We start from the raw sequence: 19,422 nt of genomic DNA on the forward strand, positions 1-19,422 counted from the left end.
AAAATGTGGTCGGAGCCGACTCCATTGACAGGCGCACGCCCAGCGTTGTTCGAAAAGACTGTCTTGCGCGTAAGAACGCGTAAACCGCATTGGCTCTGTTCCGCATCATAGACATGCGGAAAGGCAGTAATGGGCTGGGGAGGTTTTCAGGCCTCCCCTTAGCTCTCCGCCGGACACACTCTATGACACCGGTTCGACCCGGAACGTCGGCTCGTTCGCCGACCTTCGAACAATCGCTCTGCATTGTAGCATCTCCAAAGGAGACGTTCGTTGCCTGCGACAGATTAACCTGCTCTCGGAAATCATGCCATTGATAAGTTGGCTCGTCAGATGGAGACGAGTGATGGGGCGAGGCCGATCTACCGAGGATCAGATCACTGGTGTGCTGCCCAAGCATGAGGCCGGCGTGAAGACGGCGGATTTGTGCCGCAAGCACGAGATCAGCGATGCGACGTTTTACAACTGGAATTCGAAGTACGGCGTGATGACAGTATCGGAGGCGGCGCGATTGCGAACGCGGTCCTTATTGGGAAGCGCAGAGTTTAGTCATGGGACTGCTCGAATGAGGTCAGGATCGGGCACGGCCCAGCCGCGCCGCTGCCACACTCGTGAGCGAGCCGGCGCAGCGATGCGCGGGCCTTCTCGAATCCCTCGATCTTGACGTCCAACGCCGCTATCTGCTCGCTGGCAAGTTCACGCGCCCGTTTTCGATCGTCGGTCGCGTCAAGCGCCAGCAATTCCTCGATCTGCGCAAGCGTGAAACCAGCCGCTTGCGCCGCGCGGATGAAGCGCAGCCGGCGAACGTCTTCAATACCGTAGCGCCGCACGCTTCCACGTCCGATGCCGCTTGGCCGCTCAGGCGTCTCAAGTAACCCGCGCCGCTGATAGTAGCGCACGGTCTCGACGCCGACGCCTGCCTCGCGCGCCAGCCCGGCAATAGTCATCTGTTGCAACCCTTGACTCCGTACCATGGTCCGGACCCTATATGGACGCCAACCTGAAGGATACTAGCTCGAAAGCCGCTGCCATGACTACGATCGCCGATCCCCGCCGCGCCACCCTGTACCGGATGGTAATGGACAAGCACGTCTGCCCCTACGGCCTGAAGGCCAAGGACCTACTGCAACGCGAGGGCTACACCGTTGACGACCGCTGGCTGACCACGCGAGAGGAAACTGACGCCTTCAAGGCCGAAAATGGCGTGAGGACGACGCCGCAGACCTTCATCGGGGGCGAGCGGATCGGCGGTTATGACGACGTGCGCCACTATTTCGGCAAGGCTGTCGCCGATCCCAAGGCGACCACCTACAAGCCGGTCGTCGCGCTCTTCGCAGTGACCGCGGTGATGGCGCTCGCCGCAAGTCATGCCGCTTACGGCACGCCCTTCACGCTACGAGCGGGCGAGTGGTTCATCGGGTTCAGCATGGCGGTGCTGGCGCTGCTCAAGCTCCAGAACATCGAGAGCTTCGCCACCATGTTCCTCAATTACGATCTGCTGGCGAAGCGCTGGGTACGCTACTCTTACATCTACCCGTTTGCGGAGGGCTTGGCGGGCGTGCTGATGATCGCAGGCGTGCTGACCTGGTTGTCGGCGTCTGTCGCGCTGTTCATTGGAGCCGTGGGTGCCGTGTCAGTGTTCAAGGCGGTGTACCTCGATAGGCGCGAGCTGAAATGCGCCTGCGTAGGTGGAGCCAGCAACGTGCCGCTCGGTTTCCTGTCGCTGACGGAGAACCTCATGATGATCGCGATGGCGGTGTGGATGGGGCTTGAAGCGCTCGGCTAAGCTGGCGGTGCTGCGCACGCCATGGCGCAATCATCACCGCCGCCGCCTTTTCGATATGGCTCCCGGTCCGGCCTATTCGGCCCTGGTCGCTGTTCGCAATGGGGAGGCCAGCGCTAATCATCGCCCGTTAGCGGACGTTTTGCGAAGGACAAAAGCGCAGTGATCATTTCGGCTATCTCGCATTGGTGCAGCGGTCTCTGCAGGCGGTCTACTGCAGACGTTTTCGGGAGGGGACTTAGATCGGCGAAGAGCCTCCGAAGCTGCTGCCTGCCCTCTGGGCAAGGACGGATGAGCGGGATACGCTGATGCGATGACCTACGACGAGCTTGAAGCAGAGAATGCGCGTCTGCGCGCAGCCCTTGAAGCCGCGACGACGAATCTGCTGCCTATCGCCGAGCGCCAAATTGGTAGGAACCAGTACGACAACGGCCCCGTCAGCGCCACAGCACGGCAACGTGCAATTTTCGAAAGCGCGATCGACTTTGCAATAATCGTCACCGACCCGGCCGGGGTGGTCGCGGACTGGAACCCAGGCGCTGAAAACGTGATGGGATGGACGGCCGCAGAGGTGCGCGGGCAAGACGGAGCATTCTTCTTTACGCCTGAAGATCGGGCCGGCGGTCAGGTCGCGTCAGAAATGCGCCGAGCGCTTAAGGACGGACGTGCCGCGGACGAGCGTTGGCACCTGCGCAAGGATGGCCATCTGTTCTGGGCATCGGGAGAGATGATGCCGCTTCTCGGCGACGCGAGCGAACATCTCGGTTTTGTGAAAATCCTGCGCGACCGTACGGATGAGCACCTTGCAGGTGTCGCCCTCCGGCAAGCCCAAGACCGCTTCCAAACGATCCTGGATACGATCGACGCGGCCTTTGCGATTGTCGAAGTGAAGTTCGATGCCGATGACCGCCCTGTGGACTACCGGTTTGTCGAAGCCAATCCGGCTTTCGAGCGTCAGTCGGGCGTGAACCTTCGTGGGAAATGGGTCACCGAATTTGCCCCTGACCTGGAGCAATTCTGGTTCGAAACCTATGGACGCGTGGCCAGGACGGGCGAGCCGACCAATTTCGAGAGCTATGCGGACGCCTTCAAGCGGTGGTTCGACGTTAGAGCCGTTCGGGTAGGAGATGCCGCCGACCGACAGATCGCGATCTTCTTCAATGACGTGACACCGCGGCGCGAGGCGGAAGAGCGGCTACGGGTCAGTGAAGCGGTGGCTCGAGAGAATGTGGAGCGTGTTCAGCTCGCCCTGGCAGCAGGGGCGATCATTGGCACATGGCATTGGGACCTCCCCAGAGACCAGTTTACCGTCGACGAGGCGTTCGCCCGTGCCTTTGGTCTGGACCCGGCGTTGGGCCGCAAAGGTCTTCCGCTCGCCCAGATCGTGGCGACCGTTCATCCGGATGATCAAGCGGGCCTGGCGCAAGCTCTCGACGAGGCAATTACCCGCGGCGGTTCTTACGCTCATCAATACCGGGTTCGTCGAACCGATGGGGATTATTACTGGATCGAGGCTAACGGCAGGGTCAATCTCGATCCCGAGGGAACGCCTCTGAGCTTTCCCGGTGTGCTTATCGATGTGGAGCATCGACGTGCCGTCGAGGCCGAGCGCGACACAGCTCTTGCTGCCCTGCGCTCGCTCAATGATACTCTTGAGCAGCGCGTCGCCGAACGCACTGCCGACCTGATGCAAGTCGAGGATGCGCTGCGCCAATCCCAAAAGGTCGAGGCTATCGGGCAGCTGACTGGTGGTGTCGCCCATGACTTCAACAATCTGCTTACGGTGATCCGGGGATCGGTCGATCTCCTGCGCCGCGCGAGCGTCTCTGATGAACGTCGCCAAAAGTATATCGATGCGATCTCGGATACGACGGATCGTGCCGCCAAGCTGACTGGCCAGTTGCTCGCCTTCGCGCGTCGGCAGTCCTTGAAGCCCGAGGTTTTCGACGCAACCGACAGCGTGCGAACGCTTGGCGACATGATCCGAACCTTGGCCGGCGCGCGGGTCAAGGTTACGCTCAGGCTCCCGTCGGGACCTTGCTATGTAAATGCCGATCGTAGCCAGTTCGACACTGCGGTCGTCAACATGGCCGTCAACGCGCGCGATGCCATGAAGAGCGAAGGCGAGTTGATCATCACGGTCGAGCAGGCGACCGACATGCCCGTCATTCGGTCGCATCCCGCGGTGTCGGGTCAGTTCGTCATGGTGTCGCTCGTCGACAGTGGACCCGGGATCCCGGCAGACAAATTGGACCAGATTTTCGAACCGTTTTTCACGACCAAGGGCGTCGGCGAGGGCACCGGCCTCGGGCTTAGCCAGGTCTTCGGCTTCACCAAACAATCCGGTGGCGACATTCTGGTCGCAAGTACCAAAGGCGCAGGGGCAATGTTCACCATGTACCTGCCGCGTGTGGAAGGTGTCGGTCGGGTCGCTGTCGAGGCGGGCGAACAGCCCCTGTCGCTTGGCGAAGGTGCCTGCGTCCTCGTCGTGGAAGACAATGTCGAGGTTGGCATGTTTGCCACGCGAGCGTTAGCGGAGCTGGGCTATAACACCGTGCTGACGATGGACGGCGCCGAGGCGCTTGCCGAGCTGGCAACAGGGGTGGACCGGTTTGATGTCGTGTTTTCCGACGTGATGATGCCGGGTATGTCGGGTGTGGAACTCGGTCAGGAGATCGGCCGGCTTTATCCGGCGCTGCCAGTCATGCTGACAAGCGGGTATAGCGAGGTACTGGCGCAAAGCGGGACGCACGGGTTCGATCTGCTGCACAAACCTTACTCGATCGATGCGCTGTCGAGGGCTCTGCGGAAGATGTCACGGCGCGGTTGAGACCTTGCTCCAATAAACGACCATGGTGGCGCCGCCAGTCGTAGTTGCACTGCCTCGGTCTTCCCGAAGTCGAGTGCTTATTCGATAGCGATCCATGGCAATGCCGAATGCGCGGGCATGGCAAAAACGGCGTCGTCGTTATTGCCCGTCAGGCGGAGAGGGGGCAGAACACCGCATTATGGCCGAGAAACACGTTGCAGCGTTCCCAGACGGACTCGATGCAAGCCATGCCAAGGCCGTGAAGGGTATGCGCGCGCATGCCAGTCCACTCGCGTTTTTCATGCTTGGCGGACTGATGGTGACAGCAATGACGGGCGTTCTTGGGGGCAGTCCTGCGCCGGTCACTGTCGTGAACGCCCCGAGCGCGTCGCTGCAGGTAAAGCTCGCTCGACCATTGCGAAGCGGCTTGGTTTTTGAAACGCACATCCGGGTCGTCGCGCGGCGCGACATTGCCAAGCCGGTAATCGGTATCGATGCGCCGCTGTGGCGCGACCTGACCATCAACAGCCAGATTCCCGCCGCCGCCGACGAGAGCTTCAAAGAGGGACAGTTTCGCTTTGATTACGCGGCGCTCAAAGCTGGCGACACGCTCGATATCAAGATCGACGGCCAGACCAATCCCCCGCTGGTCGGGCACCTCGCCGGAGCCATAACCTTGCTTGACGACGATACCCGGTTGGCCGGAGTGCGCGTTTCGATTCCGGTGCTTCCCTGATGGATATCGTCCTTCGCGCCAGCGTCACATTCGCCGCACTTTACCTGCTGCTACGCCTCTTGGGAAAGCGCGAGATCGGCCAGCTCACTCCCTTTGAACTGGTCGTCATCGTGGTGATGGGTGATCTCGTTCAGCAGGGGGTGACGCATAACGACTTCAGTCTGATCGGATCGATCCTCGCAATCGCGACCTTCGCATTTTGGGCGCTGGTGATGAGTTGGGCGACGTATCTGTCTCCACGGCTCGAAACGCTACTCGACGGTCGGCCTCAAGTAATCATACGGGATGGCGAGTTGATCGAAGCAAACCTTCGGCGTGACAGGATCACGCGCGGCGAGGTGGAAGCGGAAATGCGCCTCGCCGGCATCGCGCGTATGCATGATGTGGCCTGGGCGATCCTGGAGACACAAGGCAAAATCAGTTTTATCCGCAAGAGCGATGGGGAGGTACAGCGCGCGAAGGACGATACAGCTGCACGATAGATGCCCGCGCTGGCTGGAGATTGGCGAGGGTGCGCGCTGTCGGTTGGGCCCCAAAGTATTTCATCATACAAATAGCACTCTGCGGCCTGAGCCCTTCTCAGTGCCGACACCGGGAACGGGCATTAAGCCGAATCCGATCGGCCTGCGGTAGCTAACGTATTTTGGAAGGGGGCCGGCTCCCTCGTCGATCAATAGCCAGCGACGAGACTGGCCGTCGCGTTGTAATCGCGGGTCCATGACGGGTATGTCGTGCCGGGCCCCACGCGACCTTGGAATGAATTCGGCTATGTTTTATGGTAATCATCAAGCACGGCGAGGTCCCTTATTCCCAGTAAAGGCAAAAAATACTGTATACCCGTGATCAGTTACGCCTCGCCCCGCTTATGGACAAGCTAGCCCAAGGATTGGGTCTTGGCTCTGCCGATATGAGTACAATATCCGGTTTGCCCTATCGGATCGCTGATTTCGAGCCGATGACGTACCTGGTTCGTCAAGGTGATGTTGCTATCCATTGTGGCCTGGTCGTCTCGGGATTGTTATGTAGTTCGAAGATAGGCGGCGATGGTTCTCGGCAGATTGTATCTTTCCACTTAAATGGCGATTTGTTTGGATTTCAGAGCATATTCCTCGATGAATCTGATCATCATATTCAGGTGCTGAGCCACGCATCGATTTTTTTAATACCCAAGCAAGCGGTCCTGGATGCATTCGAAGGTAATTATGCCTTCAGGCAGGCGTTGTTACGGAATATGCTAAAAGACTTATCTATTTCGAAAGAATGGCTGTTCAGCATGGGCCGGCGTAGCGCTCTGGCGCGTGTAGCACATCTCATATGCGAACTGGCCGTACGACAGGATGTCGCGGGACTAGGCAACGGTCTGGATTATGACTGGCTGTCAATCGGCGTCCAAAAAGGACCCCCTATCGGCGTCCAAAAGAGACCCCCTTCGTTGGGCGGCGTGACGGTAACGGACGCGCCGTTCGCGCTGGTTGCGGCGTAGGGCGGGCGTAGCCCGTCCGGAGGCGTAACCAGCGCGAAGCGTTCCTCTGTCGGGTTCCCGAGGGCTAGCTGCGGTGCTTGAAGCGCCAGCTGTCGTTGCCGGTTTCGACGATGTCGCAGTGGTGCGTAATGCGGTCGAGCAGCGCGGTGGTCATCTTGGGGTCGCCAAAAACGGTCGGCCATTCGCCAAAGGCAAGGTTCGTCGTGACGATGACTGAGGTGCGCTCGTAGAGCTTGCTGACCAGGTGGAAGAGCAGCTGCCCGCCCGAGCGGGCGAACGGCAGATAACCAAGCTCGTCGAGCACCACGACCTCGAGGCGTGACAGCTGAGCTGCAAGCGCGCCGGCCTTGCCAAGGCGGGTTTCCTCCTCGAGCCGGTTCACCAGGTCGACCGTGTTGAAGTAGCGGCCGCGGGCGCCGTTTCGCACGACGTTGGCGGTAATGGCGCTGGCGAGGTGCGTCTTGCCGGTGCCCGTACCACCGACGAGCACGATGTTGCGCTGGCCGGCCAGGAAGGAGCCGCTGTGCAGCGAGCGCACCAGGCCTTCGTTGATGGGCGTGCCGTCAAATACGAAGGCGTCGAGGTCCTTCACCGCCGGCAGCTTGGCGGCTGACATCCGGTAGCGGACCGACGCTGCATGGCGATGGGCCGTCTCTGCCCGCAGCAGGTCCGTCAGGATTTCCATTGTCATACGCTTGCGCTGCAGGCCGGTGGTGACCGCCTCGTCGAAGGCACCAGCCATGCCTTTGAGCCCCAACTCGGCCATGGCCGTCATCATCTCATGCCGCTGCATGGAAACCTCGCAGGCTGTCGTAGCGGCCGCAGTCAGCACGAGGCGGATGGCGCAGCGCCAGGTCCTCGGGTGTGGCGATGGCCAACGGTCGTGGCGGCTCGCGCCGACGGGCAAGGATGTTGAGAATGACGTCGTCGCTGGTGATACCGGCCAGCAATGCTTCACGGACGGCCGCCTCGACGAGATCGAGCCCGTCGTCGAGCACCGCTGCAAGCACGCGCACGAACCGCCGGTCTGCATCATCGCCAGCGCCGAGCTTACGCCGCAGTCGTGACAGCGCAGGCGGCAACTCCCAGTCCTGGAATGGCGCGCCGTTACGCAAGGCGCCGGGTTTGGTCACGAGCACCGGCAGATAGTGCCACGGGTCGTAGATGGTGCGGTCGCGACCAAAGAACCGAGGATGGTCGGCGAGTACCTCACCGCCGAGGCGCACGACGATGCGCGTAGCATAGGCACGCACCTGAACCGTGCGCCGCACGGCTTTGGCCGAGACGGAATAGCGGTTGCGGTCGAAGCTTATCAGGCACGTGCCGCTCACCGCATGCTCGCTCTCGTAGAACCCGTCGAAGGGCGCGGCGACCGGCTGGAGCACACCGCGCTCGGCAGCCCATGCCTGGGCGACCGTCAGTTCCTTCTGCTCAGGGTGCTGGTGCAGGTCGGCCCAGCGGCAACATTCCGCCTCCAGCCAGCCGTTCAGCTCCTGGAGGCTGACAAAGCGCAGGCGCGGTTGGAAGAACCGACCGCGTGCCGTCTGGACCTGGTTTTCGACCTGGCCTTTCTCCCAGCCGGCTGCCGGCGAGCATGCGGTCGGCTCGACCATGTAGTGGTTCGCCATGACCAGAAAGCGCCGGTTGAAAACCCGTTCCTTGCCTGTGAACACGCTCGTCACGGCGGTCTTCATGTTGTCGTAGATGCCCCGCGTCGGCACGCCACCGAAGAAGGCGAATGCCCGCGCATGGGCGTCGAACAGCATCTCCTGCGTCTCGCGCGGATAGGCTCGCACGTACATCACCCGCGATGCGCACAGCCGCACATGCGCAACCTTCACCCGCATCGGCTTGCCCGCGATCTCGACGTCTTCGTGGCTCCAGTCGAACTGGTAGGCCTCGCCCGGCCGGAACAGCAGCGGGATGAACGCTGGCGCGTCCATTACGTCGCGACGCCGAGCCTGCCGCCAGCGGGTAGCGTAGCGGCGCACCGCATCGTACGAGCCATCGAACCCCTCGCGCAGCAGCAGATCGTGGACACGCGTAATGCGCAGCTTCTCGCGCCGCGGTCGTGCCTCATCCTCTTCCAACAGCGCATCGAGCCGCATCTGAAACGGCCCCAATTTTGGCAACGGCTGTACTTCTCGCCGGTACTTGGTGTCCGCCTCCGGCGCCCGGATCGCCCTGCGCACGACACCGCGTGACAAATGCAGGTCTCGCATTATCGCCTTGATGGCTTTGCCCGACGCGTGCTCGCGCCGGATCCTCAATACCGTCTCCAATACCAACATCCCGATCTCGCCGCCTGACATCTGCCAAGCGGACAGCCTTAGACCAACGGAATGAGGGGTCCTTTTTCGACGCCGATCACCCCGCTACCGGGGTCCTTTTTCCACGCCGATCCACAGAATAGCCGTAGATTGCGGGAGTTGCGGCAGGGCCTGATAGGCGGGGCCATCCTGCTGCATGTTCCTCAGCTTCCCTTGTCAGGATGACAGAGAGGTGAGCGACACGGACCGGCAACGATGCGGCTTCAAGCTGCTCGCCGTCTGTCTTCATTAGCCATAGCGATACAGCGGACCATTCCAGATGGGCTTTGACGGCATCGGCGTAGGGGCCTGCTTGCTGCATCAGATCGTCTAGGGTCTGAGGGACGATAGCGACCTTGGGAACGTAATCAGGGCGGGATGGCCTTGGTGCATCCCCAGTCCCCGGATCATCAAGGTTAGACATTAGACCGCTACTGCCGCGCCCTTAACATAGCCTCGCTGCTTACCTACAAAGTACAGGCCGAACGCCTCCTGTGCGTTTCCCGGTGCTAGTGCCATGATCTCGGCAGGGATCAGATGCGGCTTCACCGTTACGAGATATTCGTATGCAGCATCGTCAAGTCCAGCAAACCCCTTGCATTCAAACACCTTGGGGAGAGACTCCTTTGCATCATTATCCCAAGCCTTACGGGTATAGTAAATTGTGAAAGCCGTAGTCATCAGGTTATGACCGGGGGAGGCGACAATGCGGATATCGGTAAAGTTCTTAAGCCGTTCTTCTCGCTCTACCTCACCCTGATTAGCAAGGGCATCAGCAAATCGGTCCTTCGCATCAGCAAAAGCCTTGGCAACCTCATCAGCTTTAAGGATTGCGGACTGGCCGATCAAATCAATAAGGTCCTTGATCTTAAGCAACTGGGTATCGAGGGCTTCAATCTCAGTGGCGATATCTGCAAGCGTATTATTCTGTGTCATTGGTTTTCCTTGAAATGTATTGAGGGGATTAAGGACGCGAAGCGAACGGGCCGACCCGTAGCTTCTCGGCGCGGTAGGTATGGATTGTGCCGGTATCGGCATCGACTGCGGCCATTAGAGCGGCCCGTCCCGGTCGGCCTGCGGGCTTACGGCAGAGGAAGTCAGGCAACTCGATGCCTAGGGCTTCCAATGTGAAGCGAACGCCAATCGTTACTCGGCGGTCGGTAGATGCGAGGTAATCAGCAACCGGCTTGTTATTGATGCGGTCGGTATTAACGGTGACAATATTCATGGCTTATCCTTTCATGGTGTGTAGGAACTTGTCCCAATGTAATAGAGAGATAGCCCCCTTGCGTATAAGCAAACGGGAACGGGTAAATTGATGGTATGGAAAGGGGTGGCCTGCCAGCTACCAACAGGGGCAATGCACTAGCTGACAGGCCGTAGTATCTGCCTCTATCATGGGCGCAACTCGATGGATTTGGATTTGTCCGGGATGATAGATGCGGGATACTATAGGGAGAGGAGCGGCAAGCCTATGCGCCGTACATATTGCTTGCCGTGAAGCGGACCTGTTAAGATTCAACGCTCCTACATTCCTCAGATTAGCTCAATGGATGAATATCTGGAAAACCAATGACGGAAACCAGCGTATCGTAAGCCATGTCAATACAAAGACTAGGGGTGCTTCGATATTGATTACTGAGCTAATCTGAAGGATGCTTGTGGGAGATACGAATTATGGCCGTAGAGTACCGGAGATTGATCCGGGTATCATAGATAATACTATAGGTATCATCTTAGATTAGGGAATATAGAAGCTGTATCTATCGGTTTCCCCCTTACCCCCAAGCCACCGAGAACGGACTCTACCCGTAAGAACGGATGCAGGATAATCGACTACATAGGATGAGGCGGAATGCCTCAGCTACAGTCATTGGGAAAGCCATTACAGCAGCATCATCTTGAGTTAGATCATACGTCGCTTGTAGAGCTATCGGTTTGGACGCCATGTACCTATTCGTAAGAATGGCACACCCCCTCGCTCTAAAGCTAACCATTGCTGGCTGTGGGTCCTACAGTTATCGCACTGTCAGGCGTCCTAGGGCTTCCTAGCTTGGGCGGTATCAATAGATCATATTGGACTACGGTACTGCATTCGACCGTGCAGTTTCTTCTATGCCATACGGTACTGGAAGGGACCGGTTGCGAAGGTGATGTTTTCTCTATGCTATACGGTCCCAATATGTCCTTGCCGGAATAAGCTCCTCTCAGAAGCATTCCGACACTCAGGCTGGGCAAGTACCCGGACCCTCCCTAGTCGAGTCCAGCGACTCCCTGAGGCGGATGCGCGGCCCTTCCCATCGCCTGCCCGGTATCAGCTTGGGGAGTACCCGGATCATGCAGCGCAATACCGGGATACCGTGGCCTTCGAGATACCGAAGTGCGCCATCGTCTGACTGATCGTGGCCCCGTTCGCCTTACGCCAATCGGCCACCTCCTGAGCATCAGCGGCCCACGGACGGCCCAAGCTAGCCTTACCGCGATGCGTCAGCCCCGTTGCAGCTATCGAGGCCCGAGCCGCTACCCGCCCACTCTCACACCGCTCCTTGATCCGATGCCGTTCCATGTCTGCCATCTGAGCTAGGACAGCCACGATCAACTCGCCTACGCCACGGCCAATAGGTCCAAGCCCCTTTACGTCCAGCGTTACGCCCCGCTCTAGCAGGCGGCGAACCGTGGCCTGTACGTCCAAGGCATCACGGCCCAAGCGATCAAGGGCATAGACGTACAACGTGTCACCCTCCCGAATGTAGTCCAGGAGCTTTCCGAAGCCGGGACGGTCTGCCGCCAACGTGGCTCCGCTTACGCCTTCATCGCTGAACTCACGGTCAAAGCCATCACCTAACGCTTGGCGCTGGGCTTCAATGCTCTGGGCTTCGGTCGATACGCGGAAGTAGGCAACGCGGCTCATGGCTTCATCCTCACAAGGTATGACGGCTTAATGAGGCATGCTCATAACCCTGTCAAGTATCTTGTGAGGCATATCAGGGATACCGATACGGCATGACTCACAAGCTACAAGTTGAGAGGCAGGGTATCGGCAGGGCTAGCGATGGGCTGGGCTAGAGCTTGGCAACTGTGACACGTAGTGCAGGGATGGAGAACCACGCGCGATAATGCAGGTCGCGCTAGGCGTGTCATAATCGCCTGAGGGGCTAGCCGGGTATACGGGGAGAACCGCGCTCACTCTTGTCTGAATTGCCCTCTCGCATATCCTTAGCGAAAATAGGCCGTAGGGGGTTTCATGATTCGCATGCAGAGGCTTTTGTTGGCGGCGTCTTTAGCGGTTTCAGTTTGGATGGCATATTGGGCAGGGGAATATGTCTCGTTGGCAAACTCGCGATCATACGAGCAACACTTGATATCGGCCCAGTTCGAACCGATTGACTTCCCCCCGGATGCCGCCGGATTGATAGATGAGGCTAGTTATTCCAGCCAGATACGGGAAAGCCAGACGCTTGCCGCTTCGAACTCCAAGAATGAACTGAAACGTCTCGGGCCTGCAATCCACCATGCCAAGATTATGCTGATCGATGTGCCGCGCTGGGTCATTCTTGCCATAGCGCTTGCTGGGCTGGTTACTCTTGTAGGCAGCTACCGTTTCAAACTGGAAAAGCGGACATGAGTGATACTTTCTCGCTGCTGGGCCTTGTTAGCTTGGAGCCGGGAAGCTGGGCGGATTGGTTCTCTGGTTCCATGTCCGCGCTTGCTGTTGCTGTGGCTTTGGCAGCTTACCCGATTAGCAAGCGTCAAAAGCGGCAAAACGACCGGCAGCGTGAAAAGGAGATTGGTCGGGGTATCGGCTGGAAGGTGCTCACCCTGCTAAATCAAAATGCTGACATTGATCGGCATATCAAAGGCAGTCTCACTAATCGCGAGCCGATGTACCCGCCTAACATGAAGTTTCCGCTCGTTAGGCCATTAGGTTTTCCTGATAGGCGTCCGCAGGAGCTAAATCAAAGCGAGACTGACTTACTCTTAAAGTCCCAATCCGCAGAATTGCTAATGGAGCTTGAGCTTTGCTTTGGTCGGTATTCATCCATAGTCTTTTCGATGGGTGAGTATAGGAATCGACATGAAGCCTTGTACGAGCTAATGCCTCCGCCTATTGCCAATGAGGGAATGCGGTTTACTCACAAGCTCACACCGGAGGAGCTTGCTAGGATCACACCATACACCCTTATGCTGGAATCATTGCTGGAAGGCATGATGGTTCTACTTGATGAAAACACCTCGAAGCTGCAACAATGCTTGGTGCAGTATAATAAGGATATGACGAGGTATTTTGGCAAGGCGCTGATGACGTTCGAGGTCGATCCGACGCTAGCGCCATCATCGTAGCACGAAAGGCGACTGCGCGGACTTGCCTCAGCTAGTACAAAGGGCTAACACCATGGTCCCGACGCCGAAATAAAAAGCCTTCGTTTATCAGTAGTTAGTGGGTTTGCCGGGGCTTCCCTTCGGCTCCACCAGCGCGCGGCGACCTGCTTCACGTCATCGGTACCGGGCGACACGAACGCGCTATTGGCGCGAGCGCCGCGCTTCGGACGGCTACGCCAAGATGCTTCGGTCGATCTCGGCGATCGAGCGGACGCCGGTGAGCGCCATCGCGACGCGCATCTCGCGCTCGATCAGCGTCAGCAGCTGCGTGACGCCGGCCTCCCCGCGTGCCGACAGCGCATAGAGCCACGCGCGGCCGAGCAGTACGCCGTCCGCGCCCAGCGCCAGCATCCGCACGACGTCGAGCCCCGAACGAACGCCCGAATCCGCCAGCACCGTCAGTTGCCCCTTCACCGCCTCGGCGATCGCGGGCAGTGCCGCCGCGCTCGACAGGACGCCGTCGAGCTGCCTGCCGCCATGGTTCGACACGACGATGCCGTCCGCGCCGATCGCCGCCGCCTCGCGCGCGTCGTCGGGATCGAGGATGCCCTTGATGATCAGCGGGCCGTCCCAACCGGCGCGGATCCATTCCAGGTCCTTCCACGCGATCGACGGATCGAAATTCGCGCCGAGCCAGCCCATGTAATCGTTCAGCCCGCTCGCCTTGCCGAGCACAGGCTCGAGATTGCCGAGCTGGTGCGGTCGCCCGTGCAAGCCGACGTCCCACGCCCAGCCCGGCCTGCCCATCGCCTGGAGGACCCGGCGCAGCGGCGCATGCGGCCCCGACATCCCCGAATGCTGATCGCGGTAGCGCGCGCCCGGCACCGGCATGTCGACCGTGAACACCAGCGCGGTCGCGCCCTCTGCTTTCGCCGTCGCCAGCAGGTCGCGCATGAACGCACGGTCGCGCAGGACATAGAGCTGGAACCAGGTCGGCCCGGCGGGGGCGGCCTTCACCACCTCGCCAAGCGAGCAGAGCGACACCGTCGACAGGCAGAACGGCACGCCCGCCTTATGCGCCGCACGCGCCGCCTGCGTCTCGCCGCGACGATGGTACATGCCCGCGATCCCGACCGGGCCGAGCCCGACCGGCAACGCCTGGCGGTGGCCGAACAGCGTCGTCGACAGATCGAGATCGGACACGTCGCGCAACACCCGCTGGCGCAGCGCGATCGCCGACAGGTCGTCGACGTTGCGCGCCAGCGTCGCCTCCGCATACGAGCCGCCATCCGCATAGTCGAACAGGAACCGCGGCAGGCGCCGGCGCGCGGCCTCGCGGAAATCGAGCGTCGAGGCGATCGTCATGCGGCAGCTCCCATATCGTGCGCATCGATCCCAAAATCGTGGCGTTACGCGATCCCTAGCAAGCGATGCGCCGATCGGGCAACTTTCCCCTGTAAAAGATTGATGTACGTGTCCGGGACGGTTGCGGCATAGGGGGAGCGCCTGCAACGACGATCGATCCCGCCATGTCCGACGTGCCGCTCGACCTCATTCCTACGCGTGATACCGGCCCTGCCGCCGTCATGGCGGCCGATACCGGCCCTGCCGCCGCCGCGGCGGCCGATACCGGGCGGCGCGTCTACTCCGCCCCGGCGCTGGAGAAGGCGATCGACATCGTCGAACTGCTCGCGACCGAACCCCGCGGACTGACGATCACCGAAATCGCCAACCGCCTGTCGCGGTCGATCAGCGAATTGTTTCGCGTGGTCGTCGTGCTCGATCGCCGCGGCTGGCTGCACAAGGACCGCGACAGCGATCGCTACCGGGTGACGTACAAGCTGCTCGAGACGGCACATCGCGCGACGCCGGCGCAGGAACTGACGCAGGTCGCCGCCCCGCTGATGCTCGCGCTGGCCGCCGCGGCGATGCAATCCTGCCACCTCGTGGTGGTCAGCGGCGCACACGGCCTGATCGTCCATCGCCAGGAAAGCCCGGGTCCGACCGGGTTCGCGGTCCGCCTCGGCACCAGCATCGCGCTCGCCACCAACTGTTCGGGCCATGTCCTGCTCGCGTTCATGAGCGCAGGCGCCCGGTCTGCGATCCCCGGCGCGGCGGCGCTCGACGCGCACCTCGCCACGATCCGCGCGCGCGGCCATGAAACGCTCAAGAGCGCGCGGATGGCGGGCGTATCGGACATGAGCTGCCCGATCTTCGGCTATGACGGGCACGTCGTCGCGGCGCTGACGATCCCGTTCCTCGAAGTGATCGACGAGACCCCGCACATCTCCGCCGCGGACACGCTGATCGCGTTGAAGCGCACCGCGGCCGATATCTCGCAAGCGTTGGGATGGTTCGATCCGGGCGAGGCTTCCGCCAGCGAGGACGCGGCGTAATGACATTGCGCCTGCTCGCTCTCCTGCTGCTGCTAGTCGGGGCCGCGCCTGCCCCGCCTGCCCTGCCTCCCGCGGCAGCCGCGGCTGCCGCACCTGCGCACGACCGCCTGGATCAGCCTTGGTGGGCCGACCGGCATGCGGCGATACTGGCGACGATCGCGACGCATCCCGATCCGCAGGTCGTGCTGATCGGCGATTCGATCACCAACAACTACGACAAGGCGATCCTGCCGGACGAGAATTTCGCGCCGACCTGGGCGAGATACTATGCGCCGCGCCGTGCGCTCAATCTGGGGTTCAGCGGCGATACGACGGCCAACGTGCTGTGGCGGTTGCAGCATGGCGAAGTTGCCGGGCTGCATCCGAAGACGGTCGTGCTGTTGATCGGGACCAACGACACCGGGAGTGCGGGGCGGACTGCCGCGCAGACGGAGCGCGGGATCGATGCGGTGGTGGATGATCTGAAACGCCGGCTGCCGCATGCCGGCATCCTGCTGATGGGGCTGCTGCCGAGCGCGATCAGTCCTGCGAAGACGGCGACCGACACGGCGATCAACACCTATCTGGCCAAGCGTTACGCGACCGATCGACGCGTCGCCTACCGCGATATCGGTGCGGTCTTTCGCCGATCGGATGGCACGCTGAACGAAGCCCTATTCTACGACCCACGCCTGCCCCAGCACGGCAAGCCGCTCCATCCGGACAGCGTCGGCCAACGGATGATGGCCGAGGCGATCGAACCGACGCTGGCGGGACTGATCGGCCGCTAGTCGGGACGGCGATGGGGGAATGGAGCGGGTGAAGGGAATCGAACCCTCGTCACTTGCTTGGGAAGCAAAAGCTCTACCATTGAGCTACACCCGCACGGCCTTGAGATTACTATGTAATGTCAGGCGTCGGCGTCCGCTGTGCGGCACGCCGGTCGTGAGCCTCTATCCGTTGCCCGTTAGCGACGCAAGAGCCGCTTTCGATCGGTCCGTCCGCGCTATAGGATGCCGCGAATGGACGAACTGACGCTCGCCGTGGTCGGCATCGACTTTCCGAATGCGGACAGGAGCAAGAGCAACCGGCGGATGGAGCTGTTGCTGTGCACGCCCGGCGAACCCGTCGAGCTGCGCCGCGAACCGAAGAATCCGCATGACGCCAATGCGGTCGCGGTATTTAGCATCCGCGGCGTGCAGATGGGGTATCTCTCCGCGGATCGAGCGCCATTCATCGGCCGGCGCATGCAATCCGAAGATTTCGTCGTGGTGTTCCAGGCCTTGGTGGGGACGATGGGCTATGTCCGCATCCGCTTCGGCGGCGATGCACCGACCCTGCCCGAGGCTACCGCGACAGAGAGACCCGTCCGCGCCTCGACGCGCAGCCCGGGGTACGATCCTGACGTCTTCTATCCCGATCCCGAGGGCCCCGAATGGGGCGCCTGAGACGCGTCAGATGCCCTGTGCGCTGACGGTGCGGCCGGTCGCTTCGAGATCACGCGTCAGGTCGGCGAGGCAGCGGTCGACCAGCGCCTCGTCCGAACTGCGCACGACGAAGTTCGCGCCCGTCCTGCCGTCGCGGAAGAACGGGTAGCTGCCGATCGCGACGCCTTCGTGGCTTTTCTCGGCATCGCGCAGGATATCCGCGACTTCGCTCTCCGCGACCCAGCAGCCGATCGTCTTCGACACTACCGGGCGGCCGCCCTCGAGCGTCCCGGTCAGCGCGTCGAGCATCCCGGCGGTAATGTGCGGCACGCCCGCCATGATGAAGATGTTGCCGATCCGGATCCCCGGCGCGCCCGACACCTTGTTGTCGATCAGGTCCGCGCCGACGGGCACCCGCGCCATCCTCGCGCGCGCTTCGGTCAGCCCGCCGCGAGTTTCGTAATACGCCTCCAGCACCGCCATCGCGCGCGGATGATGCTCGACCGCGACGCCCAGCGCCTCGGCGATCGCATCGACGGTGATGTCGTCGTGAGTCGGCCCGATTCCGCCGGTCGTGAACAGGTAATCGTTGCGTGCGCGGAGGATGTTGACCGCCTCGACGATCGCCTCGGTCTTGTCGGCGACCACGCGCACCTCGGCGAGGCGGATGCCCTGCACGTTGAGCCAAGCCGCGATCTGCGCGACGTTCTTGTCCTGCGTGCGGCCCGACAGGATCTCGTCGCCGATGATCGTCAGCGCGGCCGTCCAGATGCGTTCCTCTACCATGCCCCTCGCATAGCCTCGCAAAAGCCCGCCCGCCACGCTATATCGCGCGTCATGACCGAATATGTAACCGTCACCTCGGACCAGCCCGACGCGCGCACCGGCGCTATCAAGCTGCATGGCCCCGCCGCGTTCGAAGGCATGATGAAGGCGGGCAGGCTCGCCGCCGAGACGCTCGACATGATCGTGCCGCACATGGTGCCGGGCGTGACGACCGCCGAGATCGACCGGCTGATCTACGACTTCATCATCGCCGGCGGCGGCGTCCCCGCGACGCTCGGCTATCGCGGTTACACGCATAGCGTCTGCATCTCGATCAACCATGTCGTCTGCCACGGCATCCCGAGCGAGAAGACGCTGAAATCGGGCGATATCGTCAACGTCGACGTCACGCCGTTGTTGGACGGCTGGCACGGCGACACGAGCCGGATGTACCTGATCGGCGACGTTCCGATCAAGGCGCGGCGCCTTGTCGAAGTCACCTACGAATGCCTGATGATCGGCATCGAGCAGGCGAAACCCGGCAACCGCATGGGCGACGTCGCCAACGCGATCCAGCGCCATGCCGAAAAGCACCGCTACGGAGTCGTCCGCGATTTCTGCGGCCACGGCGTCGGCCGGCTGTTCCACGACGCCCCCGAAGTCGTCCATGTCGGCAAGCCCGGCACCGGCCCCGAACTGCGCCCGGGCATGATCTTCACGATCGAGCCGATGATCAACATCGGCCGGCCCGACGTGAAGCTGCTCGACGACGGCTGGACGGCGGTGACGCGCGACCGCTCGCTGTCGGCGCAGTTTGAGCACTCGATCGGGATTACCGAAACGGGCTGCGACATCTTCACGCTAAGCCCCAAGGGCTACACCCAACCGCCTTACGTCTGAGTTTCAGGGGAACTATGGCAGCGGTGCTACGACGGGTGTTGGCGGTCCGTCTCTCGTTCGGGATCGTACGAGAAAGCGGCCTAGGATTTTACGATCCGCAACCGATAGTCGAAGTGCATCGGCGATCATCCCATTACGCTCGTTAAGCTCGAACTTGGCCTGTTCGGTCGCATAAGCTCTGGCTAGCATCGCCAACTTCGCCTTGTCCGGAGTATCGAACGCGAGCTGTTCACCAATCTCGCGGTCGATCCGGTCGAACGCTCCTAAATCCTGCTTCCCTCCGCGTGCGACGGAAAGCCGGACCCACATCTCCGTCCCCGCCGGAGACATTCCTACAAGGCGGGTCATGCCTCTCGACGCTTCCATTATCGTTTCGGGAGAGAGTTGCAGGGCATATGCTGTCCCCGTGACGGCGACGATCCCGGCAATGGCGAAGATAGGCGCTTTGATCCGCATCATCGCAGGCTAGGTCGACGTCGGTGCGCGAGCAAGCTTATCGAATGAAAACGATGCGTCCT

At 61.1% G+C, this 19,422-nt stretch carries 20 protein-coding genes, 1 tRNA gene and 1 pseudogene; 12 read left to right on the forward strand and 10 right to left on the reverse strand.

Translation table 11 applies throughout. The features are described from left to right. Positions 1-343: 343 nt before the first annotated feature. Positions 344-514, forward strand: a pseudogene (locus VH567_RS07050) (transposase); the annotation flags it as partial. A gap of 28 nt (positions 515-542) precedes the next feature. Here VH567_RS07050 and VH567_RS07055 read toward each other — a convergent pair. Continuing rightward, positions 543-944 (reverse strand): MerR family transcriptional regulator, encoded by a 402-nt coding sequence (locus tag VH567_RS07055; RefSeq protein WP_423324511.1) that lies wholly within the window; start codon positions 942-944, stop codon positions 543-545. An 83-nt stretch (positions 945-1,027) separates the two neighbouring features. On the opposite strand from VH567_RS07055, the gene VH567_RS07060 reads away from it, so the two are divergent. From VH567_RS07060 to VH567_RS07080, 5 genes are all read left to right on the forward strand, one after another. After that, on the forward strand, positions 1,028-1,783 hold the full coding sequence (locus VH567_RS07060; RefSeq protein ID WP_423324513.1) for a MauE/DoxX family redox-associated membrane protein: 756 nt from the start codon (positions 1,028-1,030) through the stop codon (positions 1,781-1,783). Between the two features lie 310 nt (positions 1,784-2,093). Next, positions 2,094-4,610, forward strand: a complete 2,517-nt coding sequence (locus tag VH567_RS07065) for a PAS domain S-box protein (RefSeq protein WP_423324515.1) — start codon at positions 2,094-2,096, stop codon at positions 4,608-4,610. A 178-nt stretch (positions 4,611-4,788) separates the two neighbouring features. Then, positions 4,789-5,325, forward strand: a complete 537-nt coding sequence (locus VH567_RS07070) for a hypothetical protein (RefSeq protein WP_423324517.1) — start codon at positions 4,789-4,791, stop codon at positions 5,323-5,325. Next, the gene (locus VH567_RS07075) at positions 5,325-5,807 is read left to right on the forward strand and encodes a DUF421 domain-containing protein (RefSeq protein ID WP_423324519.1); all 483 of its coding nucleotides are present in this window, start codon (positions 5,325-5,327) and stop codon (positions 5,805-5,807) included. The genes VH567_RS07070 and VH567_RS07075 overlap by 1 nt, the downstream gene beginning before the upstream one ends. Before the next feature lie 383 nt (positions 5,808-6,190). After that, a complete protein-coding gene (locus VH567_RS07080; protein WP_423324521.1) occupies positions 6,191-6,808 on the forward strand; it encodes a Crp/Fnr family transcriptional regulator in 618 nt (205 codons plus the stop codon). Between the two features lie 64 nt (positions 6,809-6,872). On the opposite strand, the gene istB is transcribed toward VH567_RS07080, so the two are convergent. From istB to VH567_RS07105, 5 genes are all read right to left on the reverse strand, one after another. Then, positions 6,873-7,601 carry an IS21-like element helper ATPase IstB gene (istB, locus tag VH567_RS07085; protein WP_133032303.1) on the reverse strand — a complete coding sequence of 243 codons (729 nt, stop codon included), beginning with the start codon at positions 7,599-7,601 and terminating at the stop codon, positions 6,873-6,875. Continuing rightward, positions 7,588-9,099 carry an IS21 family transposase gene (gene istA / locus VH567_RS07090; RefSeq protein ID WP_423325018.1) on the reverse strand — a complete coding sequence of 504 codons (1,512 nt, stop codon included), beginning with the start codon at positions 9,097-9,099 and terminating at the stop codon, positions 7,588-7,590. Before istA ends, istB begins: the two co-directional genes overlap by 14 nt. Before the next feature lie 441 nt (positions 9,100-9,540). Continuing rightward, a complete protein-coding gene (locus tag VH567_RS07095) occupies positions 9,541-10,053 on the reverse strand; it encodes a hypothetical protein (protein ID WP_423324523.1) in 513 nt (170 codons plus the stop codon). Between the two features lie 28 nt (positions 10,054-10,081). Next, positions 10,082-10,345, reverse strand: a complete 264-nt coding sequence (locus VH567_RS07100; protein ID WP_423324525.1) for a hypothetical protein — start codon at positions 10,343-10,345, stop codon at positions 10,082-10,084. 1,107 nt (positions 10,346-11,452) lie between these two features. After that, positions 11,453-12,028: a recombinase family protein gene (locus VH567_RS07105; protein ID WP_107957239.1), complete on the reverse strand. Its 576-nt coding sequence runs from the start codon at positions 12,026-12,028 to the stop codon at positions 11,453-11,455. 333 nt (positions 12,029-12,361) lie between these two features. Here VH567_RS07105 and VH567_RS07110 point away from each other — a divergent pair, with 333 nt between their 5' ends. Next, positions 12,362-12,742, forward strand: a complete 381-nt coding sequence (locus VH567_RS07110; protein ID WP_423324527.1) for a hypothetical protein — start codon at positions 12,362-12,364, stop codon at positions 12,740-12,742. Beyond that, positions 12,739-13,458: a hypothetical protein gene (locus VH567_RS07115; RefSeq protein ID WP_423324529.1), complete on the forward strand. Its 720-nt coding sequence runs from the start codon at positions 12,739-12,741 to the stop codon at positions 13,456-13,458. The genes VH567_RS07110 and VH567_RS07115 overlap by 4 nt, the downstream gene beginning before the upstream one ends. Positions 13,459-13,668: 210 nt before the next feature. Here VH567_RS07115 and lldD read toward each other — a convergent pair whose 3' ends face one another. Then, on the reverse strand, positions 13,669-14,802 hold the full coding sequence (lldD, locus tag VH567_RS07120) for an FMN-dependent L-lactate dehydrogenase LldD (RefSeq protein ID WP_423324531.1): 1,134 nt from the start codon (positions 14,800-14,802) through the stop codon (positions 13,669-13,671). Positions 14,803-14,966: 164 nt separating this feature from the next. On the opposite strand from lldD, the gene VH567_RS07125 reads away from it, so the two are divergent. Both VH567_RS07125 and VH567_RS07130 read left to right on the forward strand, forming a co-directional pair. After that, positions 14,967-15,833, forward strand: a complete 867-nt coding sequence (locus VH567_RS07125; protein WP_423324533.1) for an IclR family transcriptional regulator — start codon at positions 14,967-14,969, stop codon at positions 15,831-15,833. Then, positions 15,833-16,603, forward strand: coding sequence for a GDSL-type esterase/lipase family protein (locus VH567_RS07130; RefSeq protein ID WP_423324535.1), 771 nt, complete (start codon positions 15,833-15,835; stop codon positions 16,601-16,603). Before VH567_RS07125 ends, VH567_RS07130 begins: the two co-directional genes overlap by 1 nt. A gap of 20 nt (positions 16,604-16,623) precedes the next feature. On the opposite strand, the gene VH567_RS07135 is transcribed toward VH567_RS07130, so the two are convergent. Then, a tRNA-Gly gene (locus tag VH567_RS07135) sits at positions 16,624-16,697 on the reverse strand. 137 nt (positions 16,698-16,834) lie between these two features. Between VH567_RS07135 and VH567_RS07140 the strand changes: the two genes are divergently transcribed. Beyond that, positions 16,835-17,260 (forward strand): HIRAN domain-containing protein, encoded by a 426-nt coding sequence (locus VH567_RS07140; RefSeq protein ID WP_423324537.1) that lies wholly within the window; start codon positions 16,835-16,837, stop codon positions 17,258-17,260. A gap of 6 nt (positions 17,261-17,266) precedes the next feature. Here the strand turns inward: VH567_RS07140 and VH567_RS07145 are convergent, their stop codons facing one another. Further along, the gene (locus tag VH567_RS07145) at positions 17,267-18,025 is read right to left on the reverse strand and encodes a competence/damage-inducible protein A (RefSeq protein ID WP_423324539.1); all 759 of its coding nucleotides are present in this window, start codon (positions 18,023-18,025) and stop codon (positions 17,267-17,269) included. Positions 18,026-18,076: 51 nt separating this feature from the next. On the opposite strand from VH567_RS07145, the gene map reads away from it, so the two are divergent. Beyond that, positions 18,077-18,904 carry a type I methionyl aminopeptidase gene (gene map, locus VH567_RS07150; RefSeq protein ID WP_332746254.1) on the forward strand — a complete coding sequence of 276 codons (828 nt, stop codon included), beginning with the start codon at positions 18,077-18,079 and terminating at the stop codon, positions 18,902-18,904. A gap of 12 nt (positions 18,905-18,916) precedes the next feature. Here the strand turns inward: map and VH567_RS07155 are convergent, their stop codons facing one another. Continuing rightward, complete coding sequence (locus tag VH567_RS07155) at positions 18,917-19,363, reverse strand: hypothetical protein (RefSeq protein WP_423324541.1); 447 nt, start codon at positions 19,361-19,363, stop codon at positions 18,917-18,919. Positions 19,364-19,422 lie beyond the last annotated feature (59 nt).

The organism is Sphingomonas sp. 4RDLI-65 (assembly GCF_049472435.1).
Taxonomy (GTDB): Bacteria; Pseudomonadota; Alphaproteobacteria; order Sphingomonadales; family Sphingomonadaceae; genus Sphingomonas.